At 66.8% G+C, this 21420-nt stretch carries 16 protein-coding genes and 1 other RNA gene; 5 read left to right on the forward strand and 12 right to left on the reverse strand.

All coding sequences use genetic code 11. The features are described 5' to 3' along the window. Positions 1–22: 22 nt before the first annotated feature. The 7 genes from HNQ66_RS01290 to HNQ66_RS01320 all read right to left on the reverse strand — a co-directional run bounded on the left by HNQ66_RS01290 (position 23) and on the right by HNQ66_RS01320 (position 5890). Entirely contained in the window at positions 23–1507 is a 1485-nt protein-coding gene (locus HNQ66_RS01290; protein WP_246434123.1) for a DegQ family serine endoprotease, read from the reverse strand. 177 nt (positions 1508–1684) lie between these two features. Then, positions 1685–1873, reverse strand: coding sequence for a DUF2065 domain-containing protein (locus HNQ66_RS01295; RefSeq protein WP_184140065.1), 189 nt, complete (start codon positions 1871–1873; stop codon positions 1685–1687). Positions 1874–1883: 10 nt separating this feature from the next. Beyond that, positions 1884–2816 carry a protease modulator HflC gene (gene hflC, locus HNQ66_RS01300; protein WP_184140068.1) on the reverse strand — a complete coding sequence of 311 codons (933 nt, stop codon included), beginning with the start codon at positions 2814–2816 and terminating at the stop codon, positions 1884–1886. Then, on the reverse strand, positions 2816–3937 hold the full coding sequence (gene hflK, locus HNQ66_RS01305; protein ID WP_184140070.1) for an FtsH protease activity modulator HflK: 1122 nt from the start codon (positions 3935–3937) through the stop codon (positions 2816–2818). Before hflK ends, hflC begins: the two co-directional genes overlap by 1 nt. Before the next feature lie 216 nt (positions 3938–4153). Then, positions 4154–4675, reverse strand: coding sequence for a dihydrofolate reductase (locus HNQ66_RS01310; RefSeq protein WP_184140072.1), 522 nt, complete (start codon positions 4673–4675; stop codon positions 4154–4156). Positions 4676–4696: 21 nt separating this feature from the next. After that, positions 4697–5491, reverse strand: a complete 795-nt coding sequence (locus tag HNQ66_RS01315; RefSeq protein WP_184140443.1) for a thymidylate synthase — start codon at positions 5489–5491, stop codon at positions 4697–4699. An 87-nt stretch (positions 5492–5578) separates the two neighbouring features. Beyond that, a complete protein-coding gene (locus HNQ66_RS01320) occupies positions 5579–5890 on the reverse strand; it encodes a DUF2853 family protein (RefSeq protein ID WP_184140074.1) in 312 nt (103 codons plus the stop codon). Between the two features lie 134 nt (positions 5891–6024). Here HNQ66_RS01320 and ssrA point away from each other — a divergent pair. The 4 genes from ssrA (at position 6025) to HNQ66_RS01340 (ending at position 7520) form a co-directional block, all read left to right on the forward strand. Continuing rightward, positions 6025–6385: a transfer-messenger RNA gene (ssrA, locus tag HNQ66_RS01325) on the forward strand. A 110-nt stretch (positions 6386–6495) separates the two neighbouring features. Further along, positions 6496–7017, forward strand: a complete 522-nt coding sequence (locus HNQ66_RS01330; protein WP_184140076.1) for an SspB family protein — start codon at positions 6496–6498, stop codon at positions 7015–7017. A gap of 10 nt (positions 7018–7027) precedes the next feature. After that, on the forward strand, positions 7028–7225 hold the full coding sequence (locus HNQ66_RS01335; RefSeq protein WP_184140078.1) for a DUF4169 family protein: 198 nt from the start codon (positions 7028–7030) through the stop codon (positions 7223–7225). A gap of 70 nt (positions 7226–7295) precedes the next feature. Beyond that, positions 7296–7520, forward strand: a complete 225-nt coding sequence (locus HNQ66_RS01340; protein ID WP_184140080.1) for a ribbon-helix-helix domain-containing protein — start codon at positions 7296–7298, stop codon at positions 7518–7520. Here the strand turns inward: HNQ66_RS01340 and HNQ66_RS01345 are convergent. The 4 genes from HNQ66_RS01345 to HNQ66_RS01360 form a co-directional block, all read right to left on the reverse strand. Next, the gene (locus tag HNQ66_RS01345) at positions 7513–11289 is read right to left on the reverse strand and encodes an AsmA family protein (protein ID WP_210308628.1); all 3777 of its coding nucleotides are present in this window, start codon (positions 11287–11289) and stop codon (positions 7513–7515) included. The two genes, HNQ66_RS01340 and HNQ66_RS01345, sit on opposite strands and share 8 nt — an antisense overlap. A 66-nt stretch (positions 11290–11355) precedes the next feature. Further along, entirely contained in the window at positions 11356–12768 is a 1413-nt protein-coding gene (locus HNQ66_RS01350; protein WP_184140084.1) for an FAD-binding oxidoreductase, read from the reverse strand. An 82-nt stretch (positions 12769–12850) separates the two neighbouring features. Beyond that, positions 12851–16006: an efflux RND transporter permease subunit gene (locus tag HNQ66_RS01355; protein ID WP_184140086.1), complete on the reverse strand. Its 3156-nt coding sequence runs from the start codon at positions 16004–16006 to the stop codon at positions 12851–12853. After that, positions 16006–17172 carry an efflux RND transporter periplasmic adaptor subunit gene (locus HNQ66_RS01360; RefSeq protein ID WP_184140088.1) on the reverse strand — a complete coding sequence of 389 codons (1167 nt, stop codon included), beginning with the start codon at positions 17170–17172 and terminating at the stop codon, positions 16006–16008. Before HNQ66_RS01360 ends, HNQ66_RS01355 begins: the two co-directional genes overlap by 1 nt. 274 nt (positions 17173–17446) lie before the next feature. Between HNQ66_RS01360 and HNQ66_RS01365 the strand changes: the two genes are divergently transcribed. Next, the gene (locus HNQ66_RS01365) at positions 17447–19924 is read left to right on the forward strand and encodes an ATP-dependent helicase (protein WP_184140445.1); all 2478 of its coding nucleotides are present in this window, start codon (positions 17447–17449) and stop codon (positions 19922–19924) included. Positions 19925–20021: 97 nt separating this feature from the next. Here the strand turns inward: HNQ66_RS01365 and HNQ66_RS01370 are convergent, their stop codons facing one another. Next, positions 20022–21236, reverse strand: a complete 1215-nt coding sequence (locus tag HNQ66_RS01370; RefSeq protein ID WP_210308629.1) for a DUF2778 domain-containing protein — start codon at positions 21234–21236, stop codon at positions 20022–20024. Between the last annotated feature and the right edge of the window lie 184 nt (positions 21237–21420).

The following is a 21420-nucleotide window of genomic DNA, read 5'->3' on the forward strand; positions in this document are numbered from 1 at the left end:
AGGGGCGGACGCCGCCTCTACGTCAATCGATCCGCACGGTGATATAGCGCAGCGCGCCGCTGTGGTTGGCGACCATCATCAGGACGTTGCGGCGGTCTTCCGACTTCAGCTTGGCGATACGGGTCTTCACCTCGTCGGCGCTCGCCACGGCCTCCTGGCCGATCTCGACGATCACGTCGCCCGGCACGATGCCGCGCTCGGCGGCGGCCGAATCCGGGGCGACCTCGGTGATCACGGCGCCCTTGACGCTTTCCACGATGGAGAAGGTCTTGCGGGCCTCCTCGTCGAGGTCGCCGATCCCCATGCCGAGAACCGTCTCGGATGCCTTCGGCTGGGCCTGCTCGCCCGTATCGGGGGCAAGGTCCTCTTCCTCGGTCGTCTCCTCGTCGCCGGTCGCCGCGTCCTCGTTCTCCGCCTGCTTCTCGTCGTCCTCGAGACGGCCGAGCGTGACCTTGACGGTCATCTCCTTGCCGTCGCGCAGCAGCACCACGTCCACCGCCTTGCCGACCGGGCTTTCGGCGACGACGCGCGGCAGGTCGCGCATCTCGCGCACGTCCTTGCCGTCGAAGCGCGTGATGACGTCGCCCGTGCGGATCGAGCCGTTGTCGACCGGCCCGCCCTTGATGACGCCGGCAACGAGCGCGCCCTTGGCTCCTCCGCTCATGCCGAGGCTTTCGGCAATGTCGTCGGTGACGGGCTGGATGCGCACGCCGAGCCAGCCGCGCCGCGTCTCGCCGAAATCGCGCAATTGCAGGAAGATGTTCTGCGCCAGCTCCGTCGGCACGGAGAAGCCGATGCCGATCGAGCCGCCCGAGGGCGAGATGATCGCCGTGTTGATGCCGATGACCTCGCCCTTCATGTTGAAGAGCGGGCCGCCGGAATTGCCACGGTTGATGGCGGCGTCCGTCTGGATGAAGTTGTCGTAGGGGCCGGCATTGATGTTGCGCCCGCGCGCGGAAATGATGCCGACCGTCACCGAGCCGCCGAGCCCGAACGGATTGCCGATCGCCATCACCCAGTCGCCGATGCGCATGGTGCGGGAATCGCCGAAGGGAACGGCTTTCAGCGGCGCCTTCGGCTCGACCTTCAGGAGCGCGAGGTCCGTCTTCGGGTCGGTGCCGACGAGCTTGGCCTTCAGCTTGGAGCCGTTGGCGAAGTTCACCTCGATATCGTCCGCGCCCTCGATGACGTGGTTGTTCGTGGCGATGAACCCCTTGGGATCGATGACGAAGCCCGAGCCGAGCGAATTGACGGTCTGCGGCTGGTTGGAGCCGTCGCCCCCCTCGCCCTTGAAGAACTCGTCGAAGAAATCCTGGAAGGGCGAGCCTTCCGGCACCTGCGGAACGGGGGCCTTGTCGTCGCTCTTCACGTTCTGCGAGGTGGAGATGTTCACCACCGCGTCGAGCAGGCTTTCGGCAAGGTCGGCGACCGATTCGGGACCGGCCGGCTTCACCTCGGCGCGCGCCGGAAGGGCGAGCGGCCCGCCGGCGATCAGCGAGAAGCCCATCGCCAGCGTGAGCGCCGCACGGGCGGCGCTGGACGTCTTGTTCAAAGCCATGTTCGGCATCCTCTTCGGTCTGGCACGTCGCAGTGAGTGTTCGCGCCGGATACGGCAAAAATCAGTCAGCCACGCTCTCCGGCACGAACTCTTGCCCGTCTTGCCGGCCCGCCGCAAGGGTTCGTTTCAGGCGCCGCGGATGAACCAGACCATCGCGACGCCGAGAACCATCGCGCCGAGCCCGGCGGCGCGGAGCTGGCCTTCCGGCACGGCCGGCAGATAGGCGGCCATGCGCTTCAAAGCCGAAGGGGCCAGTGCGTACACCAGCCCCTCGATGATCAGGAAGAACGCGATCCCCGTCAGGAAATCGGACATGGAGGCGTTCTCAGTTCGCGTTCGACGGCGTCGTGGCCGCCGCACCCGAGGCGCCCGGCTTGGCGCCGGCAGCATCCTCGAAGTAGCGGAAGAACTCCGATTCCGGCGAGAGGACCAGCGTCGTGTCCGTCGACGTGGTCATCGACGTACGATAGGCGCTCATCGACCGATAGAAGTCGAAGAAGACCGGGTCCTTCGAGAAGGCCTCGCCGAAGACGCGGTTGCGCTCGCCTTCGCCCTCACCGCGCAGGATTTCCGAATCGCGCTGGGCAGCGGCCACGAGCTCGACGACCTGGCGGTCGGCGATGGCGCGACGGCGCTGGCCTTCCTCGTTACCGCGGGCGCGGATGAGCTCGGCCTCGGCCAGACGCTCGGCCTTCATGCGGTCGTAGGTCTGCTGGGAGACTTCCTGCGTGAGATCGGTGCGGCGGATGCGCACGTCCTCGATGGTAAGGCCGAGATTCTGGGCATCGCCCGTCAGCTCGCCGCGCACTTCGCGCATCATCGACGCGCGCTCTTCCGAAAGGGCCGCTTCAAAGCCGCGCAGACCGTAGACCCGGCGGAGTGCCGCGTCGAGACGGGTGCGAAGGCGGGATTCGGCCGATTCGCGGTCCCCCGAAACGACCTGGCGGAAGCGGCGGGCATCCGTGATCTTGTAGACCACGAAGGCGTCGACCTCGTAGAACTTGCCGCCCGAGACCTGGACGCGGATGTCGTCGAGGTCGAAGCGCAGCGCCTGGTCCTGGATATACTGGACGCTGTCGGCGTCCATGAAGCCGAAGGGCAGCTTGAAGTAGAGGCCCGGCTCCGTCTTGACGTCCTTGATCTGGCCGAAGCGCAGGACGATCGCTTGCTGGCGCTCGTTGACGACGAACACCGACGAATAGGCGATGAAGAGAAGAACGCCGATGGCGATCAGGATTGCTGGAAAACGGTTGCCCATTACTGCGTGCCTCCCGCCTGCTGCTGCTGGCCGGTCGCCCGGCCGAGTTCGTTGAGGGGAAGGAAGGGAACCACGCCCTGCCCGTTCTGCTTGTCGTCTATGATGACCTTCTTGGAGCTTTTCATCACCTCTTCCATGGTTTCGAGGAAGAGACGCTTGCGGGTGACGTCAGGCGCCGCCTTGTACTGCTCGTAGACGGAGAGGAAGCGAGCCGCCTCGCCTTCCGCCTCCTTGACGACGCGGTCCTTGTAGGCGGCCGCCTCTTCGCGGATCTGCGCCGACTGGCCGCGGGCAAGGCCGAGCTTCTGGTTGGCGTACTGGTTGGCTTCCTCGACGAAACGGTCCTCGTCCTGCTCGGCGCGCTGCACTTCGTCGAAGGCGTCGGCCACTTCGCGCGGCGGGGCCGCATCCTCGATGGCGACGGTGTTGATCGAGATGCCGGCACCGTAGGCGTCCATGGTCGACTGGATCGTCGCCTTCACGCCCTCGGCGATCGCCTGGCGGTTGTCACGGAAGATGTCCTGTGCGGGACGGCGGCCGACCACCTCGCGCATGGCGCTTTCGGAGACCTGCTGCAGCGTCTCGGCCGGATGTTCGAGGTTGAAGAGATAGGCCTGCGGATCGGTGACCGAATAAAGCACCGAGAACTGCACGTTGACGATGTTCTGGTCGCCCGTCAGCATCAGGCCGGACTTGTCGGAGCCGGAAGAGGCCGCGCGGCCACCGACATTCTGCTGCTGCTCGGTGATCTTGACGAGTTCGACGGTCTCGAACGGCCACAAATGGAAATGCAGGCCGGGCATGGAGACTTCCTGTTTCGGCTTGCCGAAGCGCAGCTCGACGCCGCGCTCGTCCGGCTGGACGGTGTAGATGGCGTTCATCAGCCAGAAGATGCCGAGAAGCAGGAGTGCAATGACGACCACGCCGCCGTTGAAGCCGCCGGGCATGACGTTCTTCAGCCGGTCCTGGCCGCGCCGGATGATGTCCTCGATATCCGGCGGGCCGCTATTGCCGCCGCCCCCGCCGCGCGGGCGGTTCGGTCCTTGCCCCCAGGGCCCCTGATTGTTTCCGCCGCCGCCGCCCCAAGGGCCGCCGCCGCCGTTCTGATTGCTCCAGGGCATCAATACCTCTTTCGTTAAATCCCCTTGGCGCCTTCTTGCGCTTCTAAAAAATGCAAAACGCGCCGGTTCCGTCTGTCGAGCGCTTCGCGGATTGTTTCGCCGCGCAACGCTAGGTGAACCCGTTATAGGTATCCCACGGGCGCCTTTCAACAAATCCGCTGGCTCTTGGGCGCCCGTGCGGCAAAATAGTTCGTTATCGGTGATTTCCGCGGGGGATCAGGCGGCCTTCCGCCGGCGCCACGTCGCAAAATGCATGGCGTGGCTGTCCTTCTCGCCCTGCGGGATGGGCTCGTCGGCGACCTTCTCGAAGACGGCCGGATCGATTGCCGGAAAGCGCGTGTCGCCCGCAACATCCGCCGCCACGCGGGTGACATGCAGGATGTCGGCCCGGTCGAAGACCTGGGCATAGATCTGTCCGCCGCCGATGACGCAGATCTCGTCGACGCCGAGCGCCTCCGCCTCGCGCTGCGCGACGGCAAGCCCCTCATCGAGCGAGGAGACGACCGTGGCGCCGGGAGCGGCGAAGGAGGCATCGCGCGTGACGACGACGTTCGGCCGGCCCGGCAGCGGCCTTCCGATCGAATCCCAGGTCTTGCGGCCCATCACCACCGGCTTGCCGAGCGTGAGCTGCTTGAAGCGCTTGAGGTCCGACGGCAGGCGCCACGGCAGGTCGCCGTCCCGGCCTATGACGCCGTTTTGCGCAACGGCCACGACGAGGACGATCTTGGCTTGGCTCATGCTGGTCGGCTTTCCGGAAAATCAGACGGCGATCGGCGCCCTGATGTTTGAATCGGCCTCGTAGCCGATCAGGTCGAAGTCCTCGAACTTGAAGGAGAAAAGGTCCTTCACGTCCGGATTGATCTTCATGAAGGGCAAGGGCTTCGGCCGGCGCGTCAACTGCGTGCGCACCTGCTCGAAATGGTTGGCATAGATATGCGCGTCGCCGAGCGTATGGACGAAATCGCCGGGCCTGAGGCCCGTCACCTGCGCCACCATCATCGTCAGCAGCGCATAGGAGGCTATGTTGAAGGGTACGCCGAGGAAGATGTCGGCGGAGCGCTGGTAGAGCTGGCAGGAGAGCTTTCCGTCCGCCACGTAGAACTGGAACAGGCAATGGCACGGCGGCAGCGCCATCTCGTCGACGAGCGCCGGGTTCCAGGCCGAGACGATGTGGCGGCGGGAATTCGGATTGCGCCGGATGCTGTCGACGACGGCGACGATCTGGTCGAGGTGGCGCCCGTCATGGGTCGGCCAGGAGCGCCACTGGTAGCCGTAGACCGGGCCGAGCTCGCCGTCCGTATCGGCCCACTCGTCCCAGATGGTGACGCCGTTGTCGCGCAGGTACGCGACGTTGGTGTCGCCCTTCAGGAACCACAGCAGCTCATGGATGATGGAGCGCAGGTGCAGCTTCTTCGTGGTCAGCACCGGAAAGCCTTCGGAAAGGTCGAAGCGCATCTGGTAGCCGAAGACGCCGCGCGTGCCGGTGCCCGTGCGGTCGCCCCGGTCGGTGCCGTTCTCCATCACATGGGAGAGAAGGTCGAGATATTGCTGCATGGTCGCCGCCGATTCGTTGTCCAGCATTCGATACTAGAGCGATCGCGGCGGCGGCCAAAGGGTGAAATGGGATTTTCCCGGCTTTCCTCAGGCGAGCGCGCCGAGTTTTCCGAGTTCCTTGGCGGTGAGATAGTAGAAGGTGACGCGCGACTTGGTGCGGTCGTCGGACATGGCCTTGCAGACGGCCTCGACGGCCTTGTCGGCCGCATCCCCGGTGATGCCGAGCTTCTTGCCGCACCACTTTTCCCTGACGCGGGCAAGTTCGTCCGGGTCGGAGCAGGAGACGAGCGAGGAGTCGCGATTGCGCAGCGCGATGCCGAGATGGCTCACGATCTTCTTGACGATGGCCTCGTCGGCACCGCTGTCGTACTTGCGGACATCTGCGAGATAGTCGGTCATGGTGTCTCCTTCGCGGGTCACGTTGCTGCCGCCGTCATGGCGCGCTGCCGCGGGCCCATGTTTTTCAAGCAGGATCGGCAAGTCAAGCGTTAATGAACATATCCGGGTGGATGGCCGAAAATGACCTGCGCGGGGGTCTTTTCTTGGGCGAAGAGAGCGCCTATATGTGAGGTGCTGCCTCGGCAGCTATGGCAATAAACGGGCGGTGTAATAAACCCATTGGACCCGGGGGCGGTACCCGGCGCCTCCACCAAAAACCGATCAGCTACCAAGGATCGGCTTTTGATGGGGGCGAAATAGGATCGACAAGGGCGTAAAGATCGACTTTTTGCTCGGCATTGTACCACCGTTATCGGGCTAAACTTGTAGTTGCAAACGACAACTATGCGGAAGCTCGTCTCGCTGCCTAATGGCGGTGTGACACTTCACTCAAAGTCCTGACGGGTCGCACCGGCAGGCGGGGTCCGAAGGCACCTGGCAACAGAAGCCTTCACCTTCTCCAATGCCTTGAAATGGTCTATAGCTGTGCCAGATGACTCGTGCCGGGAAGGCACGGGTAGACATGCAATGCCTGAAAACAAAGGCTGGAAGAAAGACAGGAACGGATGGCGCAAGACCACATTCGCTACGACATTCTCGCCCAGGACGCGCTACGCAGCGTCATTCGCAAGGTTTTGTCCGAAGTCGCGGTCACGGGGCATCTTCCCGGCGAGCATCATTTCTTCATCACCTTCCTCACCAATGCCCCGGGCGTGCGCATCTCGCAGCACCTCAAGGCGAAATATGCCGAGCAGATGACCATCGTCGTCCAGCACCAGTTCTGGGACCTCAAGGTCACCGAGAGCCAGTTCGAGATCGGCCTTTCCTTCTCCGACACGCCTGAAAAACTCGTCATCCCCTTCAACGCCATCCGCGGCTTCTACGACCCGTCGGTGAGCTTCGAGCTGGAATTCGACGTGCCGGCGATGGAGGAAGAGGACGAGCATTCGGCCGAGGTCACCGCCTATCCCGCACCCGCGGAAAAGGCCGAGGAAACCGCCCAGGAATCGACGCCGCCGACCGGCGACGACAACGGCAAGGGCGGCGGCTCGGTCGTCTCGCTCGATTCCTTCCGCAAGAAGAACTGAGTTCCGGCCGATGAGCGGCGACGTCGTCAATCTCCGCCAGGTCCGCAAGCAGAAGGCCCGTTCCGAAAAGGAAAGGCAGGCCGAGCAGAACCGCGTCGCTTTCGGCCGCACGAAAGCGGAGAAGTCGCTGACCCGCGCCCTCAACGAGAAGGCGAAGAACGCGCACGACCAGGGCCGCATCGAGCGGCCCGAAAAGACGAAGAGCTGAAATTTCAATCCCTTGGCGGCAACGCCGGATTCGGTTTGCAAGGCATCTGAATCATCGCGTGAGGTCGGATGTGATCCGGAAATACTCCGCCACCCTGCACGGCCACCGCACGAGTTTCTCCCTCGAACCGGCCTTCCATGACGAATTGAAGGCGATTGCCGCCGAGCGCGCCATGCCGCTCGCCGCCCTCATCCGCGAGATCGACGATGCGCGCGGCGTCGAGGGCAATCTTTCCTCGGCGCTGCGCCTTCATGTGCTGGAACGGCTGAAGGTCCGGGGCGGCGGCCTCAGTTGAGGCCGGGCAGGCCGTCGAAGTTCAAGGCCCCGCCGCTTCCGCCGACGGGCGGCAGTTCGCCGCCGCGCTCGACGCCCTCTTCGGGCGTGACCGGCAGGCGGCGGCGCTTTGCCTCTTCCTCCGCTTTCCGCGCCTCTTCGGCCGCCTTCTGCGCGGCGAGGCGGCGTGCCTCCTCCTGCGCCTCCGTAAGGCGCCGGGCGTCGTCCGCCTCCTTGCGGCGCAGGCTCTCGGCCTCTTCCGCCGCATGCGCCTCGTCGGAACGCTTGCGGGCTTCCACGCGCCGGCGCTCCTCTTCCGCCGCCTGCAGGCGCGCCGCCTCGGCGGCGGCCGCACGCGCTTCGGCCCGGGCGCGGTAGAGCGCGGCTTCACGGCGCAGGCGCTGCTTTTCCAGCACATTGGCCTGCAACGTCTCCACCCGCCGGCGCTCGGTCTCGAAGCGGCGCAGCGAGAGGTAATTGGCGAGCGGCTGCACGTCGAGCGAGAAGCCCGGGGCATCGACAAGGCCGCGATAGCTGAGCGTCACCTCGGGCTCGGCGCCGGCAAGCGCGTCCTCGCCCGCCTTGTAGGCCACGGAAAGCCGGGCCGTCATCGATCCGTCGGCAAGCCCGATATCGGCATCGCCCGTCAGCGCCGCCCCGGCATCCTCCGCCGCCACGCTCTGGAAGCGCAGGCTCCCGCCGGCAAGCGCGAAGGGAATGCGCACCGTGCCCAGCGCCGCTTCGTCCTTGAGGATCGCATCGGCGGCAAAGCCCGCCACCTTCTCCGGCGTGATATCGCCCTCGATGCCGTCCGCCGCCGAGAGCAGCGACGGCAGGGCGCCGGTATCGATCCCCTTGACGACGAGGCCGGAGACCTGCGCCTCGCCCGAACCGCTCGCCCCTTCCGCCATGGCGCGCACGCTCTTGCCGGACGCATCGACCGCCAGCGTCACGTCGGCCCTGCCTGCCGCGACCGCGCCGTCCGGGCCGGACCAGACGACCTTCGACAGGTCGACGCCCGACAGCGTGGCGCGCGCCTCGAACAGGCCGTTCTCGTCGGCATTGGCGATCTTCAGGCGGCCGGCGAGCTTTCCGCCCAGCCAGTCGCCCGCCATGTCTGTCAGCGTCAATTCCCCGCCCTTCCAGGCAAGGTCGCCGCGGAAGCCTTCCACCGCGCCGTAGAGCCCCGGCCAGAAGGTCCCCGCCTCCAGCGCCACGGAGACGTCCGCGGCATCCTGCAACGGCTGCACCAGGGGCGTCCCGTTCAGCGAGCCGTCCGAAACGTCGCTCACCGGCCCGGCGACGGCCTCGGCCAGATAGGCGAGGTCGACCGTATCGAAGCGCAGCCCGCCGGTGCCCTTGAGGATCGGCGCCGTGCGGTCGAACGTCAGCGCGCCGGAGAACGCGTTGCGGTCGGCCTTGCCGGCGATGCCGGTGATCGCCACCGCCGCCGCGCTCGTCGCCACATCGGCGTCCAGCGTGAGAGGAAGGCCCGCGCCGCCTTGCGGCATCGCGATGCCGTTCATCATCAAGTAGGGCTCGATATCGTCGCTCTTCACCGAAAGGGCGAGCGTGCCGGCGAGGAAATCCCCGGCCGAAAGGTCGGCGGTGCCCTTGGCGGACAGCGCCGTGCTGCCGGCATCGAAGGTCACGGAGACATCCGCCGCCCCCTCCTCCGGCTGCTTCACGGCAAGAGCGATGCGGCCGTCGGGATCCGCGTCGAAGGGCAGCGGATCGAGCCCCATCTGCCCCGCCAGCACGACCGATTGCGGATTGGAAAGGCTGCCGTCCAGATCGAAGCCGCGCGCCTCCAGAAGATCGTCGAGGGAGCCGGCCGAAAGTTTCAGGTCGACCCGCCCGTCGTTGACGGGCCCGGAGAGCGTGACCGTCAGCGGGCTCTCCGCCTCGTCGGAAAGGACAAGATGGGCGGAAAGGTCGGCATTGTCATAGTAGCCCGCGCCGGCGACGAAGCGCGACAGCAGCGGGTGGGCCGGCAGGTGGCGGGCGAGAAGGTCCGCCACCGGCTGCATGGCGGCCGCCTTCAGGCGGATGTCGAGGCCGGCGCTCGGCGCAAGGAGCGAGCCGCCGAGCGTGCCGCTCGCCGAGAGCGAGGCGCCCGCCAGCGCATCGACATCGAGGCGGCTGAGGGTGAGGAGGCCGTCCTTCGCCGTCATCACCGCATCGACGCCGGAGGCGGTCTCGCCGAAGGCGCGGAACCGATCCGCCTTGATATCGAGCGCGATGGAATGGTCGAGCACGGCGGACAGCGACGCATCGCCCGCCACCAGCCCGACAAGCGCCTTCAGCGATTCCAGCTCCACCTCGTTGCCGCGCAGCTCGATGGAGAGCGTGGGCGCCGTGCCCGAGCGGGATTCGCGCTCCAGCCGTCCCGTCAGCGAGGCCGGCCCCACGGCGACCTCCAGGTTCTCGAAGCGCTGCAACTCGTCCGTGAGGTCGACCTTGGCGGAGAAGCCGGCGGTCTTCAGCTTGCGGATTTCCGGGTCCACCGAGCCGGCAAGCCATGTCGCAAGGCCGGAGGGCTGGTTGGAGGCCATCAGCAGGTCGCCGACGAAACCGCGGTTCTCGCCGAGCTGCAGCCGCCCCTTGGCCTCCAGCGCCGTGCGGCCGGGCAGCAGCGCATCGGCCCGCTCGACCTGCCAGCCGTCGCCGTCCGGCTTCACGTCGAGGCGGATTTCCCGCACGGTCGTATCGCCCACCACGACGGCGGGCAGGAAAAGGCTCGCCCGCCCCGGCACCTGCGGGATCGGGATATCGGCGGCGATGGCAAGCAGCGCCTGCAGCCGCTGGCGGGCGGAGATTTGCGGGTTGCGCCCCGTCTTGCCGTTCGTCCCGCTGTTGCCGATGCGGTTGACGTCGATCTGCTGGCCGTCTGCGAGCAGCAGGAATTCCGGCGCGCGGCCGGTATCGAGCGTTGCCTCGCCCGTCACGACGTAGGGATCGTCGCGCGGGCCGGCCTCCAGCCGGTATTCCGGCACGCGGATGCGCTCGTTGGAAAGCTCGAACTTGCCGGCAACGCGGATCGGGTCCTGCGCCCCCTCGCCCTTCGGCCGCGGCTTTTCCGAAAGGGTGAAGCTCCCCTGGTATTGCGGGCGGAAATCGACGAGCTTGACGGCACCGTCGAGATCGGCGGCAAAGGCCAGGCGGTCCGGCACGATATGCGTGCGCAGCGAAAGCGCCCCGTTCTCCACCTGGCCGCTCGCAAGCTGGAAGGCGCCGCTCTCGCCATCGAGCGCCGCCCGCCCGTCGATGCGCCACGGGCCGGCAAGCGATTTTGCCGAGACCTGCGCATCGAGACCCGTGACGTGGCGGGTGCGGCCGGTCTGCTCGTCGACGAACTCGATCTCGCCGCCGGTGATCGCCACGTTCTCCAGGACGACCGTGCGGGCCGGGATGGCGGACTGGCGGCCGCGCGCCCAGTCGAGCGTGCCGTCCTCGAAAAGCTTGATGCGGGCCTTCGGCTCCTCGATGCGCATGTCGAAGATCAGCGCCTCGCCGGAAAGGAAGGGGGCGAGCTCGGCGTCCATCGAGAAGCGCGCCACCTCCACCAGCGGCTTGCCGTCCTCGGGCGAGCCGACGCGAACGTCATTGAGCGTCACCGATGGAAAGGGGATGAGGCGGGCATCGACGCTGCCGTGCACGGTGACGGGCCGGCCCATGATGCGGCTCGCCTCGCGCTCGAAATCCTGCCGGAAGCTCGTCCAGTCGACGAAAAGCGGGGCGAGCAGCGCCGCAAACAGCGCCACCACCACCAGGCCGCCGACGAAAAGCATGATCCTAGAAAGCACGCCGCATGCCTCGAATTCCCTTCAATCGCCGCACGATAGCGCGAACGCCGGCTACGGAGTCGAAAAAATCTTGCCGGGGTTCATAATGTTGTGCGGATCGAGCGCCTGCTTGATCTGCCGCATCAGGGTCAGCGATCCGCCGAGCTCCTTCGGCAGGAAGGCCTGCTTGCCCTGGCCGATGCCGTGCTCGCCCGTGCAGGTGCCGTCCATGGCGAGCGCCCGGGCGTTGAGCCGGCCGACGAAGGCCTCGACCTTCGCCACTTCCGCCGGGTCCTTGTCGTCGAAGACGACGCAGGTGTGGAAATTGCCGTCGCCGGCATGGCCGACGATGGGCGCGAGAAGACCGTGCTCCTCGATGTCGCGCTCCGTCTCGGCGACGCAATCGGCCAGCCGCGAGATCGGCACGCAGACATCGGTCGACAGCGCCGCATAGCCCGGCCGAAGCGCCTTGCACGACCAGTAGACATTGTGCCGCGCCTTCCAGAGCTTGCCCCGCTCCGCCGCGTCGGCGCTCCACACGAAGGCCCCGCCGCCGCATTCGGCGGCGATCGTGCCGAACTCCTCCGATTGCAGGCGCACGCTCTCCTCGTTGCCGTGGAATTCCACGAAGAGCGTCGGCTGCTCGGGCAGGGTGAGGCCGGAATAGGCGTTGCAGGCCTGGACCTGCAGGGCGTTGAGCAGCTCGATGCGGGCGACGGGAATGCCGAGCTGGATCGTCATGATCACGGCGTTGCAGGCATCCTTCAGCGTCGGGAAGCCGCAGATGCCGCCGGCGATGACCGCGGGAATGCCCTGCAGGCGCAGCGTCACCGAAGTGAGGACGCCGAGCGTTCCTTCCGCCCCGACGAAAAGCCGCGTCAGGTCGTAGCCCGCCGAGGATTTTCGCGCGCGGTGGGCGGTGCGGATCTCCTCGCCGGTGGCGGTCACGGCCGTCACCGCCAGCACGTTGTCCTTCATCGTGCCGTAGCGCACGGCGTTCGTGCCCGAAGCGCGCGTGGAGGCCATGCCGCCGATGGAGGCGTTGGCGCCCGGATCGATGGGGAAGAAGAGGCCCGTATCGCGCAGATAGGTGTTCAGCTCCTCGCGCGTGATGCCGGGCTCGACGGTGCAGTCGAGATCCTCGGCATTCACCTCGAGAACGCGCTTCATGTTGGAGAAATCGATGGAGATGCCGCCGTTCGGGGCATTCACCTGCCCTTCCAGCGAAGAGCCCGTGCCGAAGGGAATGACCGGCACGGCATGGTCCGCGCAAAGCGCCACGACCGCCTGCACGTCCTCGGCGCTCCCGACGAAGACGACGCCGTCGGGAAGCTGGGCGGGAATGTAGGTGGTGGTGTGCGCGTGCTGGCTGCGGATCGCCTCGCCCGTCTGGAAACGCTCGCCGAAGCGCGCCGCAAGCAGCGGCAACACCCCGGCAATGCCCTTCTCGTTGCGTACGCCGCTCCTGATATCCGCCAATGCCATGGTAAGGTCCTCACTTCTATGAGGTTTACTCAGCAAATTGGCGCCCGGCTGTCCAGCCGCAATATCGGGTCGGCGCCGCAAATCACTCCGCCGCGAGCGGCAGGTCGCGCGCGCCGCCGCGCGCCAGCGCCTCGGCATGCTCCAGCTCGGCGGCAAGGCGCTTCTCCTCGTCGGCATGAGGGCTCGTGAAGCGGGCGATCACCAGATAGGCGACGGGCGTGAGGTAGAGCGTGACGACCGTGGCGAGGCCGAGGCCGCCGACCAGCACCCAGCCGAGCGAGATGCGCGCCTCGGCGCCCGCCCCGCTCGCCAGCACCAGCGGCACGGCGCCGACGACGGTGGCGATCATCGTCATCAGCACGGGACGCAGGCGGATGTTGGCGGCATCCTCGATGGCGCTTCGGATATCCTGCCCGCGGTCGCGAAGCTGGTTGGCGAATTCGACGATGAGGATGCCGTTCTTCGCCATGATGCCGACGAGCAGCACCAGCCCGATCTGGCTGTAGATGTTGAGCGTCGTCCCCGTCGCCACCATCGCGAAGACGGCGCAGGCAAGGCCGAGCGGCACCGTCACCATGATGATGATCGAGCTGACGAAGCTCTCGAACTGCGCCGAAAGCACGAGGAAGATGATGACGATGGCAAAGCCGAAGGTGACGGCAAGGCCGCTCGAATTCTCCTGCAGCGTCGCGGCCTCGGCCATCGGCATCAGCCGGGCGCCGTCCGGCAGGAGCGGCTGCGCCATCTCCTGGACCATCGACAGCGCATCGCCGAGCGCAAGCCCGTCCTTGAGGCCGGCCGAGAGCGAGACGGCGCGAAGCTGCTGCTCGCGCGAAAGCTGCGGGGCGACGGCCTTCTCTTCCAGCGAGGCGATGGAGGACATGGGCACGATCTTGCCGTCGCCGGTCTTCAGGAAGATGTTCTCGAGATCCATCGGGTCGTTGATCGGCGTCGTCGTGGAGGAGAGCTTGACCGGATAGGCCTGCCCCTCGACATAGACGTCGACGACGCTGGTGCCCTCCAGCATCGCCTGCAGGGCCGCCGAAAGCCCGGTGATATCGATGCCGAGGTCGGCCGCGCGCTCGCGGTCGATCGTCACGGAAAGCTGCGCCTGGTTGGCCTCGTAGTTGAGGCGCACGTTCTGGAAGCGCCCGCTGTCCTCGATCTTGCGCACGAGCTCGGCCGCCGCATTGCCGAGCTTGGTGTAGTCGTTGCCGACCAGCGCGACCTGGAGGCCGTTGCCGGCGCCGCGGATGCCGAGGCTGTTCGGCTGCATGACGAAGGTGCGCACGGAGGGAACGGTCGCGACCGCCTTGTTGATGTCCTGCACGATCTGCTGCTGCGTGCGGGCGCGCTCCTTCCAGGGCGCGAGCGTCAGCACCATGAAGCCGCTGTTGGTCGAGCCGCCCTGCCCGGAGATCGAGAAGATGTTGACGATCTCGCCGCTGTCGTAGAGCGGGCGCAGCTTGTTCTCGATCAGCTTCATCTGGTCCTGCGCATATTCCAGCGACACGCCCTGCGGCGCGTTGACCCGCAGCATGACCATCGAGCGGTCCTCGCTCGGCGTCAGCTCCGACTTGATGGTGAAGAACGAGGTCGCGCCCGCCGCCGTGAAGAGCAGCGCCACGACGAAGACGATGAGCGGCGCACCAAGGCAGGCCCGGAGCGTGCGCCGGTAGAAGCCGGATGCCGCCGCGCCGATGCGCGCGAGAACACCGGTATGCCCATGCTTGACGTCCTTCGTCAGCATGCGCGAGGCAAGCATCGGGCAGAGCGTCAGCGCCACGAAGGAGGAGAGCAGCACCGCGAAGGCGAGCACGAAGCCGAACTCGCGGAAGAGCCGGCCCGCCTGCCCCGGCAGGAAGGAGAGCGGCACGAAGACGGCGGCGAGCGTCGCGGTGGTCGCGACCACCGCGAAGAACACCTCCAGCGTGCCGAGGATGGCGGCCGCCCGCGGCTTGAGGCCTTCGGCGCGCCGGCGCACGATGTTCTCCAGCACCACGATGGCGTCGTCCACCACGAGGCCGGTCGCCAATACGATGGCGAGCAGCGTCAGGATGTTGACGGAAAAGCCCGCCATGTAGATGGCCGCGATGGTGCCGACGAGCGCGATCGGCATGCTGATCGTCGGGATCAGCGTCGCGCGCCAGTCGAGCAGGAAGAGGTAGATGACGAGCGTGACGATCAGCACCGCGACGACGAGCGCGATCTCCACCTCGTGGATGGCGCCGTCGATGAAGACGGCATCGTCGCTGGTGATCTTGAGCTGGGTGCCTTCCGGCAAAACGTTGCCGAGCTGGCCGACCATCTGCTTCACGCCGGCGGAAATGTCGAGCGTGTTGGACTGCGCCTGGCGGATGATGCCGAGGCCGATGCCCTGCCGCCCGTTGGAGCGCAGCGCCGTCGAGCCCTCGTCGGGCCCGAGCGTCACCATGGCGACGTCGCCGAGGCGCACGCGGTTCTTCAGGATCAGGTTCTCGAAATCGGCGGGTTTGACGAGGTCGGCCGTCGCGCGCACGGTGATGTCCTGGCTCTGGCTCTTCAGGGAACCTGCCGGAACGTCGAAGGCGGCGGTGGCGAGCGCATTGCGCAGGTCCGCGACCGTGAGGCCCCGTGCGGCGAGCTTCGACTGGTCGACATCGACGCGGAAGATCTTCTCCTGGTCGCCGTAGACCACAACGTCGGCAACGCCCTCGACGGAGGCGAGCCTGTCGGTGATCTCGTTTTCGGCGAGCAGCGTGAGGTCTTCCAGCGACTGCGTGTCGGAGGTCAGCGCAAGGCGCATGATCGGCTGGCTGTCCGCATCGGCCTTGACGACGCGCGGGTCGTCGGCGCCGTCGGGAATCTGGTTCGTCACGCGGCCGAGCGCGTCGCGCACGTCGTTCGCGGCCTGGTTCACGTCCGTCGTGTCGGAGAACTGCAGCGTGACGCGGCTGCGGCCGAAGGAGGAGACGGAGGAGATGTCCTTGATGCCCTGGACGCGCGAGACCGCGCCCTCGATCACGTCGGTCAGCTCGCGGTCGACCGTTTCCGGCGAGGCGCCGTCGAAATTGGTGGTGACGCTGATGACGGGCTGGTCGACCGAGGGAAGCTCGCGGATCTCGACGCCCTTGAAGGCGGCAAGGCCCGCGACGACGATCAGCGTATTGAGCACGAGGGCGAAGATCGGCCGGCGGATGAAAAGCGCGGTGAAGCCCGCCTTGCCGGTATCGTTGTGGCCGGTGGCTTCCCCCGACATCACGAGCCCTCCGTGGCCGCGGGCGCCTGCTCGCCTTCGGCCACCTTGCGCACGGCCCCGCCGGGCCGCAGGGTCTGCACGCCTTCCGTGACCACCTGGTCGCCTTCGGCAAGCTCCGCCTTCACCAGCACCATGTCGGGATTGCGCTGGACGATATGGACCGGCACGCGCTCGACCTTGTCGCCCTTGACGCGCCAGATGTAGGAGCCGTCCGCGCTCCACTGCACGGAGAGCGGATCGACGCTCGGATAGAGGTCGCCGGCAAAGCGCATCGTCACCTGGAAGGACATGCCTGCGCGCAGCACATCCTCGGGATTGGCTATCCGGGCGCGCACGCGCAGGGTGCGGCTTTCCTGCTCGATGCGGTTGTCGATGGCCTGCACCGTGCCGGAGAAAGTCTCGCCCGGCCGCGCCACGGCCGTCGCCGAGACCTCGCCGCCGACGCGCACGGAGGTGGCGAAGCGCTCGGGCACCCAGAAGTCGACGAGGATTTCCGAACGGTCGTCGATGCGGGCGATCGCCGTCGAGGTCGTGACGTAGTCGCCCGGATTGACCGAGATGATGCCGACCACGCCGCCATAGGGCGCGGTGATGTCGCGGCGGCTGAGGGCAAGCTCGGCGTTGCGCAGGGCAAGTTCCGACGCCTTCACCGCGGTTTCCGCATCCTGCAGTTCGGCGAGGCTGGTGGAGGAGCGCAGGTTCTGGACGCGCTTCAGCTTCTGCTCGGCGCTGTCGCGGGCCACGCGCGCCTGGTCGGCGGCGATCTTCTGCTCCTCGCTGTCGAGCCGGGCGATGACCTGCCCCTGTTCCACGCGCTCGCCCGACTGGACGAGCACGTCCGTGAGGTTGCCGGTCGCATAGGGCGTCACGGTCACGGTGCGGATCGCCTCGCCGTCGCCGATGGCATTCAGCCGGTCGTTGACGACGGCCATGGCGACGGGCTTGGTGGCCACGAGCGTCGGCCCGTTGCCGAAGCCGCGGCGCCCGCCCGCCTTCTGGCCGCCGTCCGCCTTGTCTTCACCGGCCGGCGCGATCGCGGCGACGAGTTTGCCGGGAAGGCCGGCAGCCTCCAGCATGTCGTTCGCCCCGGGCACGAAGCGACCCCAAAGCAGAACCCCGGCCGCGATGACGCCGGTGCCGATGAGGAGCTGTTTCCAAACCCGCATGCAATCTTTCTCCGATGGAAGCGAACCGTCACGTACTGCACCGCGACATAGACCAACTATCCCGCTTTGAGAATGAACGGACAATGAAAGAATGCGATCATTACGGAATTGTAAGATTGGCGGCCCCCTGCCTTACCGAACCGTAAGAAAAGGCCGCCCTCTTCCGGCAGCCCGCCGTCGCGCCGCCGGCCGCCGTCCCCGTAATCTAGCACCCCGGGAATAAAAGCAGAACGGAAAACTGGCCTTTCGGTCCCGAATCACTACATTGAGCCGCATGATCAGCGGTTACGACGACATTCCCTTCTTCGACGAGGACCCGCAGCTTTCCGCAAAGCCCGCCGGCGGCATCGCCGCGCGCGCCATGGCGGCGCGCGACGCGCACCGGGCGCCGGACTATCTTGCCGGCCTCAATCCCGAGCAGCGCGAGGCGGTGGAAACGCTCGACGGCCCCGTGCTGGTGCTCGCCGGCGCCGGCACCGGCAAGACGCGCGTGCTGACGACGCGCATCGCCCATATCCTTGCGACCGGCCGGGCCTTCCCGAGCCAGATCCTCGCCGTGACCTTCACCAACAAGGCCGCCCGCGAGATGAAGGAGCGCATCGGCCTCCTCGTCGGCGGCGCCGTCGAGGGCATGCCCTGGCTCGGCACGTTCCACTCCATCGGCGTCAAGCTGTTGCGCCGCCATGCCGAGCTCGTCGGCCTCCGCTCGGATTTCTCGATCCTCGACACTGACGACGTCGTGCGCCTGATCAAGCAGATCCTCCAGGCGGAAGGCATCGACGACAAGCGCTGGCCGGCAAAGCAGTTCGCCGGCATGATCGACGGCTGGAAGAACAAGGGCCTCGACCCGGCACAGATTCCCGAGGGCGACGCGCGGGCCTTCGCCAACGGCAAGGGCCGCGAGCTCTACATCGCCTACCAGAACCGCCTGAAGACGCTGAACGCCTGCGACTTCGGCGACCTCCTGCTGCACCCGATCCGCATGTTCCGCGCCAATCCGGACGTGCTCGCCGAATACCACCAGCGCTTCCGCTACATCCTCGTCGACGAGTATCAGGACACCAACACGGCCCAGTATATGTGGCTGCGGCTTCTGGCGCAGCGACCGAAGGGGACGCCGGAAGCCAGCGCCGACAGGCGCGGTGCGGCCGCGAGCCTCGTCAATCTCTGCTGCGTCGGTGACGACGACCAGTCGATCTACGGCTGGCGCGGGGCGGAGGTGGACAACATCCTGCGCTTCGAGAAGGATTTTCCCGGCGCCAAGGTCATCAAGCTGGAGCGCAACTACCGCTCCACCGCCCATATCCTCGGCGCGGCCGGTCACCTGATCGCACACAACGAGGACCGGCTGGGCAAGACGCTCTTCACCGACCGGCGCGACCCGGACGACGACAAGGTCGTCGTCCATGCGGCTTGGGATTCGGAGGAGGAAGCCCGCGCCATCGGCGAGGAGATCGAGCAACTCCAGCGCAAGGCGCACAAGCTGAACGACATGGCGATCCTCGTGCGCGCCTCCTTCCAGATGCGCGAATTCGAAGACCGTTTCGTCACGCTCGGCCTCAATTACCGCGTCATCGGCGGCCCGCGCTTCTACGAACGGCTGGAGATCCGCGACGCGCTCGCCTATTTCCGCCTCGTCAGCCAGCCGGCCGACGACCTCGCCTTCGAGCGCATCGTCAATACGCCGAAGCGCGGCCTCGGCGACACGACGATCCGCAACCTGCACGACTATGCCCGCGCGCGCGACATCCCCATGCTCGCCGCCGCCGCCGACATCGTCGAGACGGACGAACTGAAGCCGAAGGCGCGCAAGGCGCTCTTCGACGTCGTCACGGATTTCCGCCGCTGGCAATCGCTGCTGGAGACGATGCCGCATACCGAGCTTGCCGAGCAGATCCTCGACGAGAGCGGCTATACGGCGATGTGGCAGGCCGACAAGTCGGCCGAGGCGCCGGGGCGACTGGAAAACCTGAAGGAACTCATCCGCTCCATGGAGGCCTTCGAATCCATGCGCGGCTTCCTGGAGCACGTCTCGCTGGTCATGGATGCAGAGCAGAACGAGAACCTCGACGCCGTCTCGATCATGACGCTGCACTCGGCCAAGGGCCTCGAATTCGAGACCGTCTTCCTGCCCGGCTGGGAGGAAGGCCTTTTCCCGCACCAGCGCTCGCTCGACGAGGGCGGCCGCGCGGGGCTGGAGGAGGAACGGCGCCTCGCCTATGTCGGCATCACGCGCGCCAAGCGCCGCTGCCACATCTGGTTCGTCTCCAACCGCCGCATCCACGGCCTCTGGCAGACGACCCTGCCCTCCCGCTTCCTCGACGAACTGCCGGAAAGCCATGTGGAAGTGGCCGAGGTGGAGCAGTCCTACGGCGGCTACGGGCGCGGCGGATACGGCCAGTCGCGCTTCGACAAGCAGGAGCCGTTCCAGAACACCTATTCGACGCCCGGCTGGCGGCGCGCCCAGGCGAACCGCACGGACGCGACGCGCGACAACTGGGGCTCGCGCTCCGGCCACGCCGTCGAGCGCATCGGCTACGGCGAAAGCGGCCCGCGCGCCCGCACCATCGAAGGGGAGCTGGTGGCCAAGTCGACCGTGACGGAGCCGTCGAAATTCTCCATCGGCGACCGGGTCTTCCACATGAAGTTCGGCAACGGCAACATCGCGGCGATCGAGGGCAACAAGCTGACGATCGACTTCGACCGCGCCGGCCAGAAACGCGTGCTGGACGGGTTCGTCCAGCCGGTGTGAGCAAAGGCCCTCTGCCTGCTAGCCTTGAAATTTTCTCTCTGAGGGTGCCGCAGGGCAAGTCCCTCCCCCTTGCGGGGAGGGATTTAGGGAGGGGTCTTTACGCGCCCGCCTTCCTGTAGAGCGCGGCGAGCTGCGTGCGGGACGACGGCAGTTCCGGCACGACGACCAGCATGTTGACATGGCCGCGCTTGAAGGCGTTGAGGAACGGTTCGTAGTTCTGGAAGGCGACGCAGCCGTGCGAGCCCTTCTGGCCGCGCAGGAGGTTGGTGTGGGTCAGCAGGCCCGTGCGGTTCTTCGGATCGCGGCCGTCGACGGACAGCATGCGGATCGCCTCGACGCCGTGGAAGCGCCGTTCGCGCATGCGCAGGCGATAGATGCCGGCCGGCGTCGGGCCGGTCATCTTGACGTGCTCGAAGCGCGGGTTGTCGCGCATCTTGCCGATGCCGGAATGGGCGCGCAGCTTCGTGCCGTCGGGCATGTAGACCGTCGCGTTGGAGACGTCGTAGATCGCCACCTTCGTGCCCTTGCCCACCCAGCCGGTGCTATTGCCGCGGCTCTTGAAGAGATCGCCGAACAGCGAACGCTCCGGCTTGACGATGGCGACGTCCTTGTCGTCGTCGTCCTCCTTCGCCTGCCGGGTGGCCGTGCGCGTGGCGGGCTTTTCCTCCGCCGGCTTGCGCTCGATCGTGACGGTCTCGAGCGCCGGGCGGGTTTCCGGCAGCGGGATATCGCTGAGGATATCGTCTTCGCTGTCCTCTTCCTCGGCTTCGGCCTTCTTCATGACGAGGCCGAAGGGCTGGATGCTCTTGCGGCCGGAAACGTCGTCGGGAAGCATGGCGGTGACGAGCGCGCGTTCGCCGGTGATCGCCTTTTCCTGCTCCACGGAGCGCTCGGCGCGGGCGACGGCCGTCTCGATCATCAGGGCCTTGGCCTTCTCGCGCTTGACGGCGGAGGCGAGCTCGATGGAAATCTTGCGCTGGCGCGAGGCCTGGATCGCCTCGGCGGTCAATTGCTTCTGGCGGATTTCGCTTTCGGAGGGCGGGGAAAGGCGCGAGAACTTGGCGACCTTCACCAGGCGCTCGGGCTGGGCGTCGCCGATGACGGCCGATGCGACGGAGAGCGATGCGGCGATGGACCTGCGCCCCTCGGCGAGCGAGGAGGCTGCATCCTGCATGGCGTGAAGCGTGGAGACGACGGCCCAGGCGGAGCCGGCAAGCACGCCGCAGGCAAGCGCGGCGCTGAGAAGGATGCTCCCGGAACGGCCCTGCCGGGACTTGGACGCGGAGCGCGCGGACTCGTACACAGACGCCATGATACTCGTTACCCGATACTCGTTACTCGACGCGGCCGCGGAAATGACGCTCCGAAGGCCTTTACGCTGGCGGCAGGCGGAACCACGCGTCCCGGAGCCTTGCCGAACGAGCAAAGAATGACGAAATATGGTAAGCAATTCCTAAACGGCGCCTCATGTTTTTGAAGGAGTCTGCCGGGCGGTC

The organism is Shinella fusca (assembly GCF_014203155.1).
Lineage (GTDB): Bacteria > Pseudomonadota > Alphaproteobacteria > Rhizobiales > Rhizobiaceae > Shinella > Shinella fusca.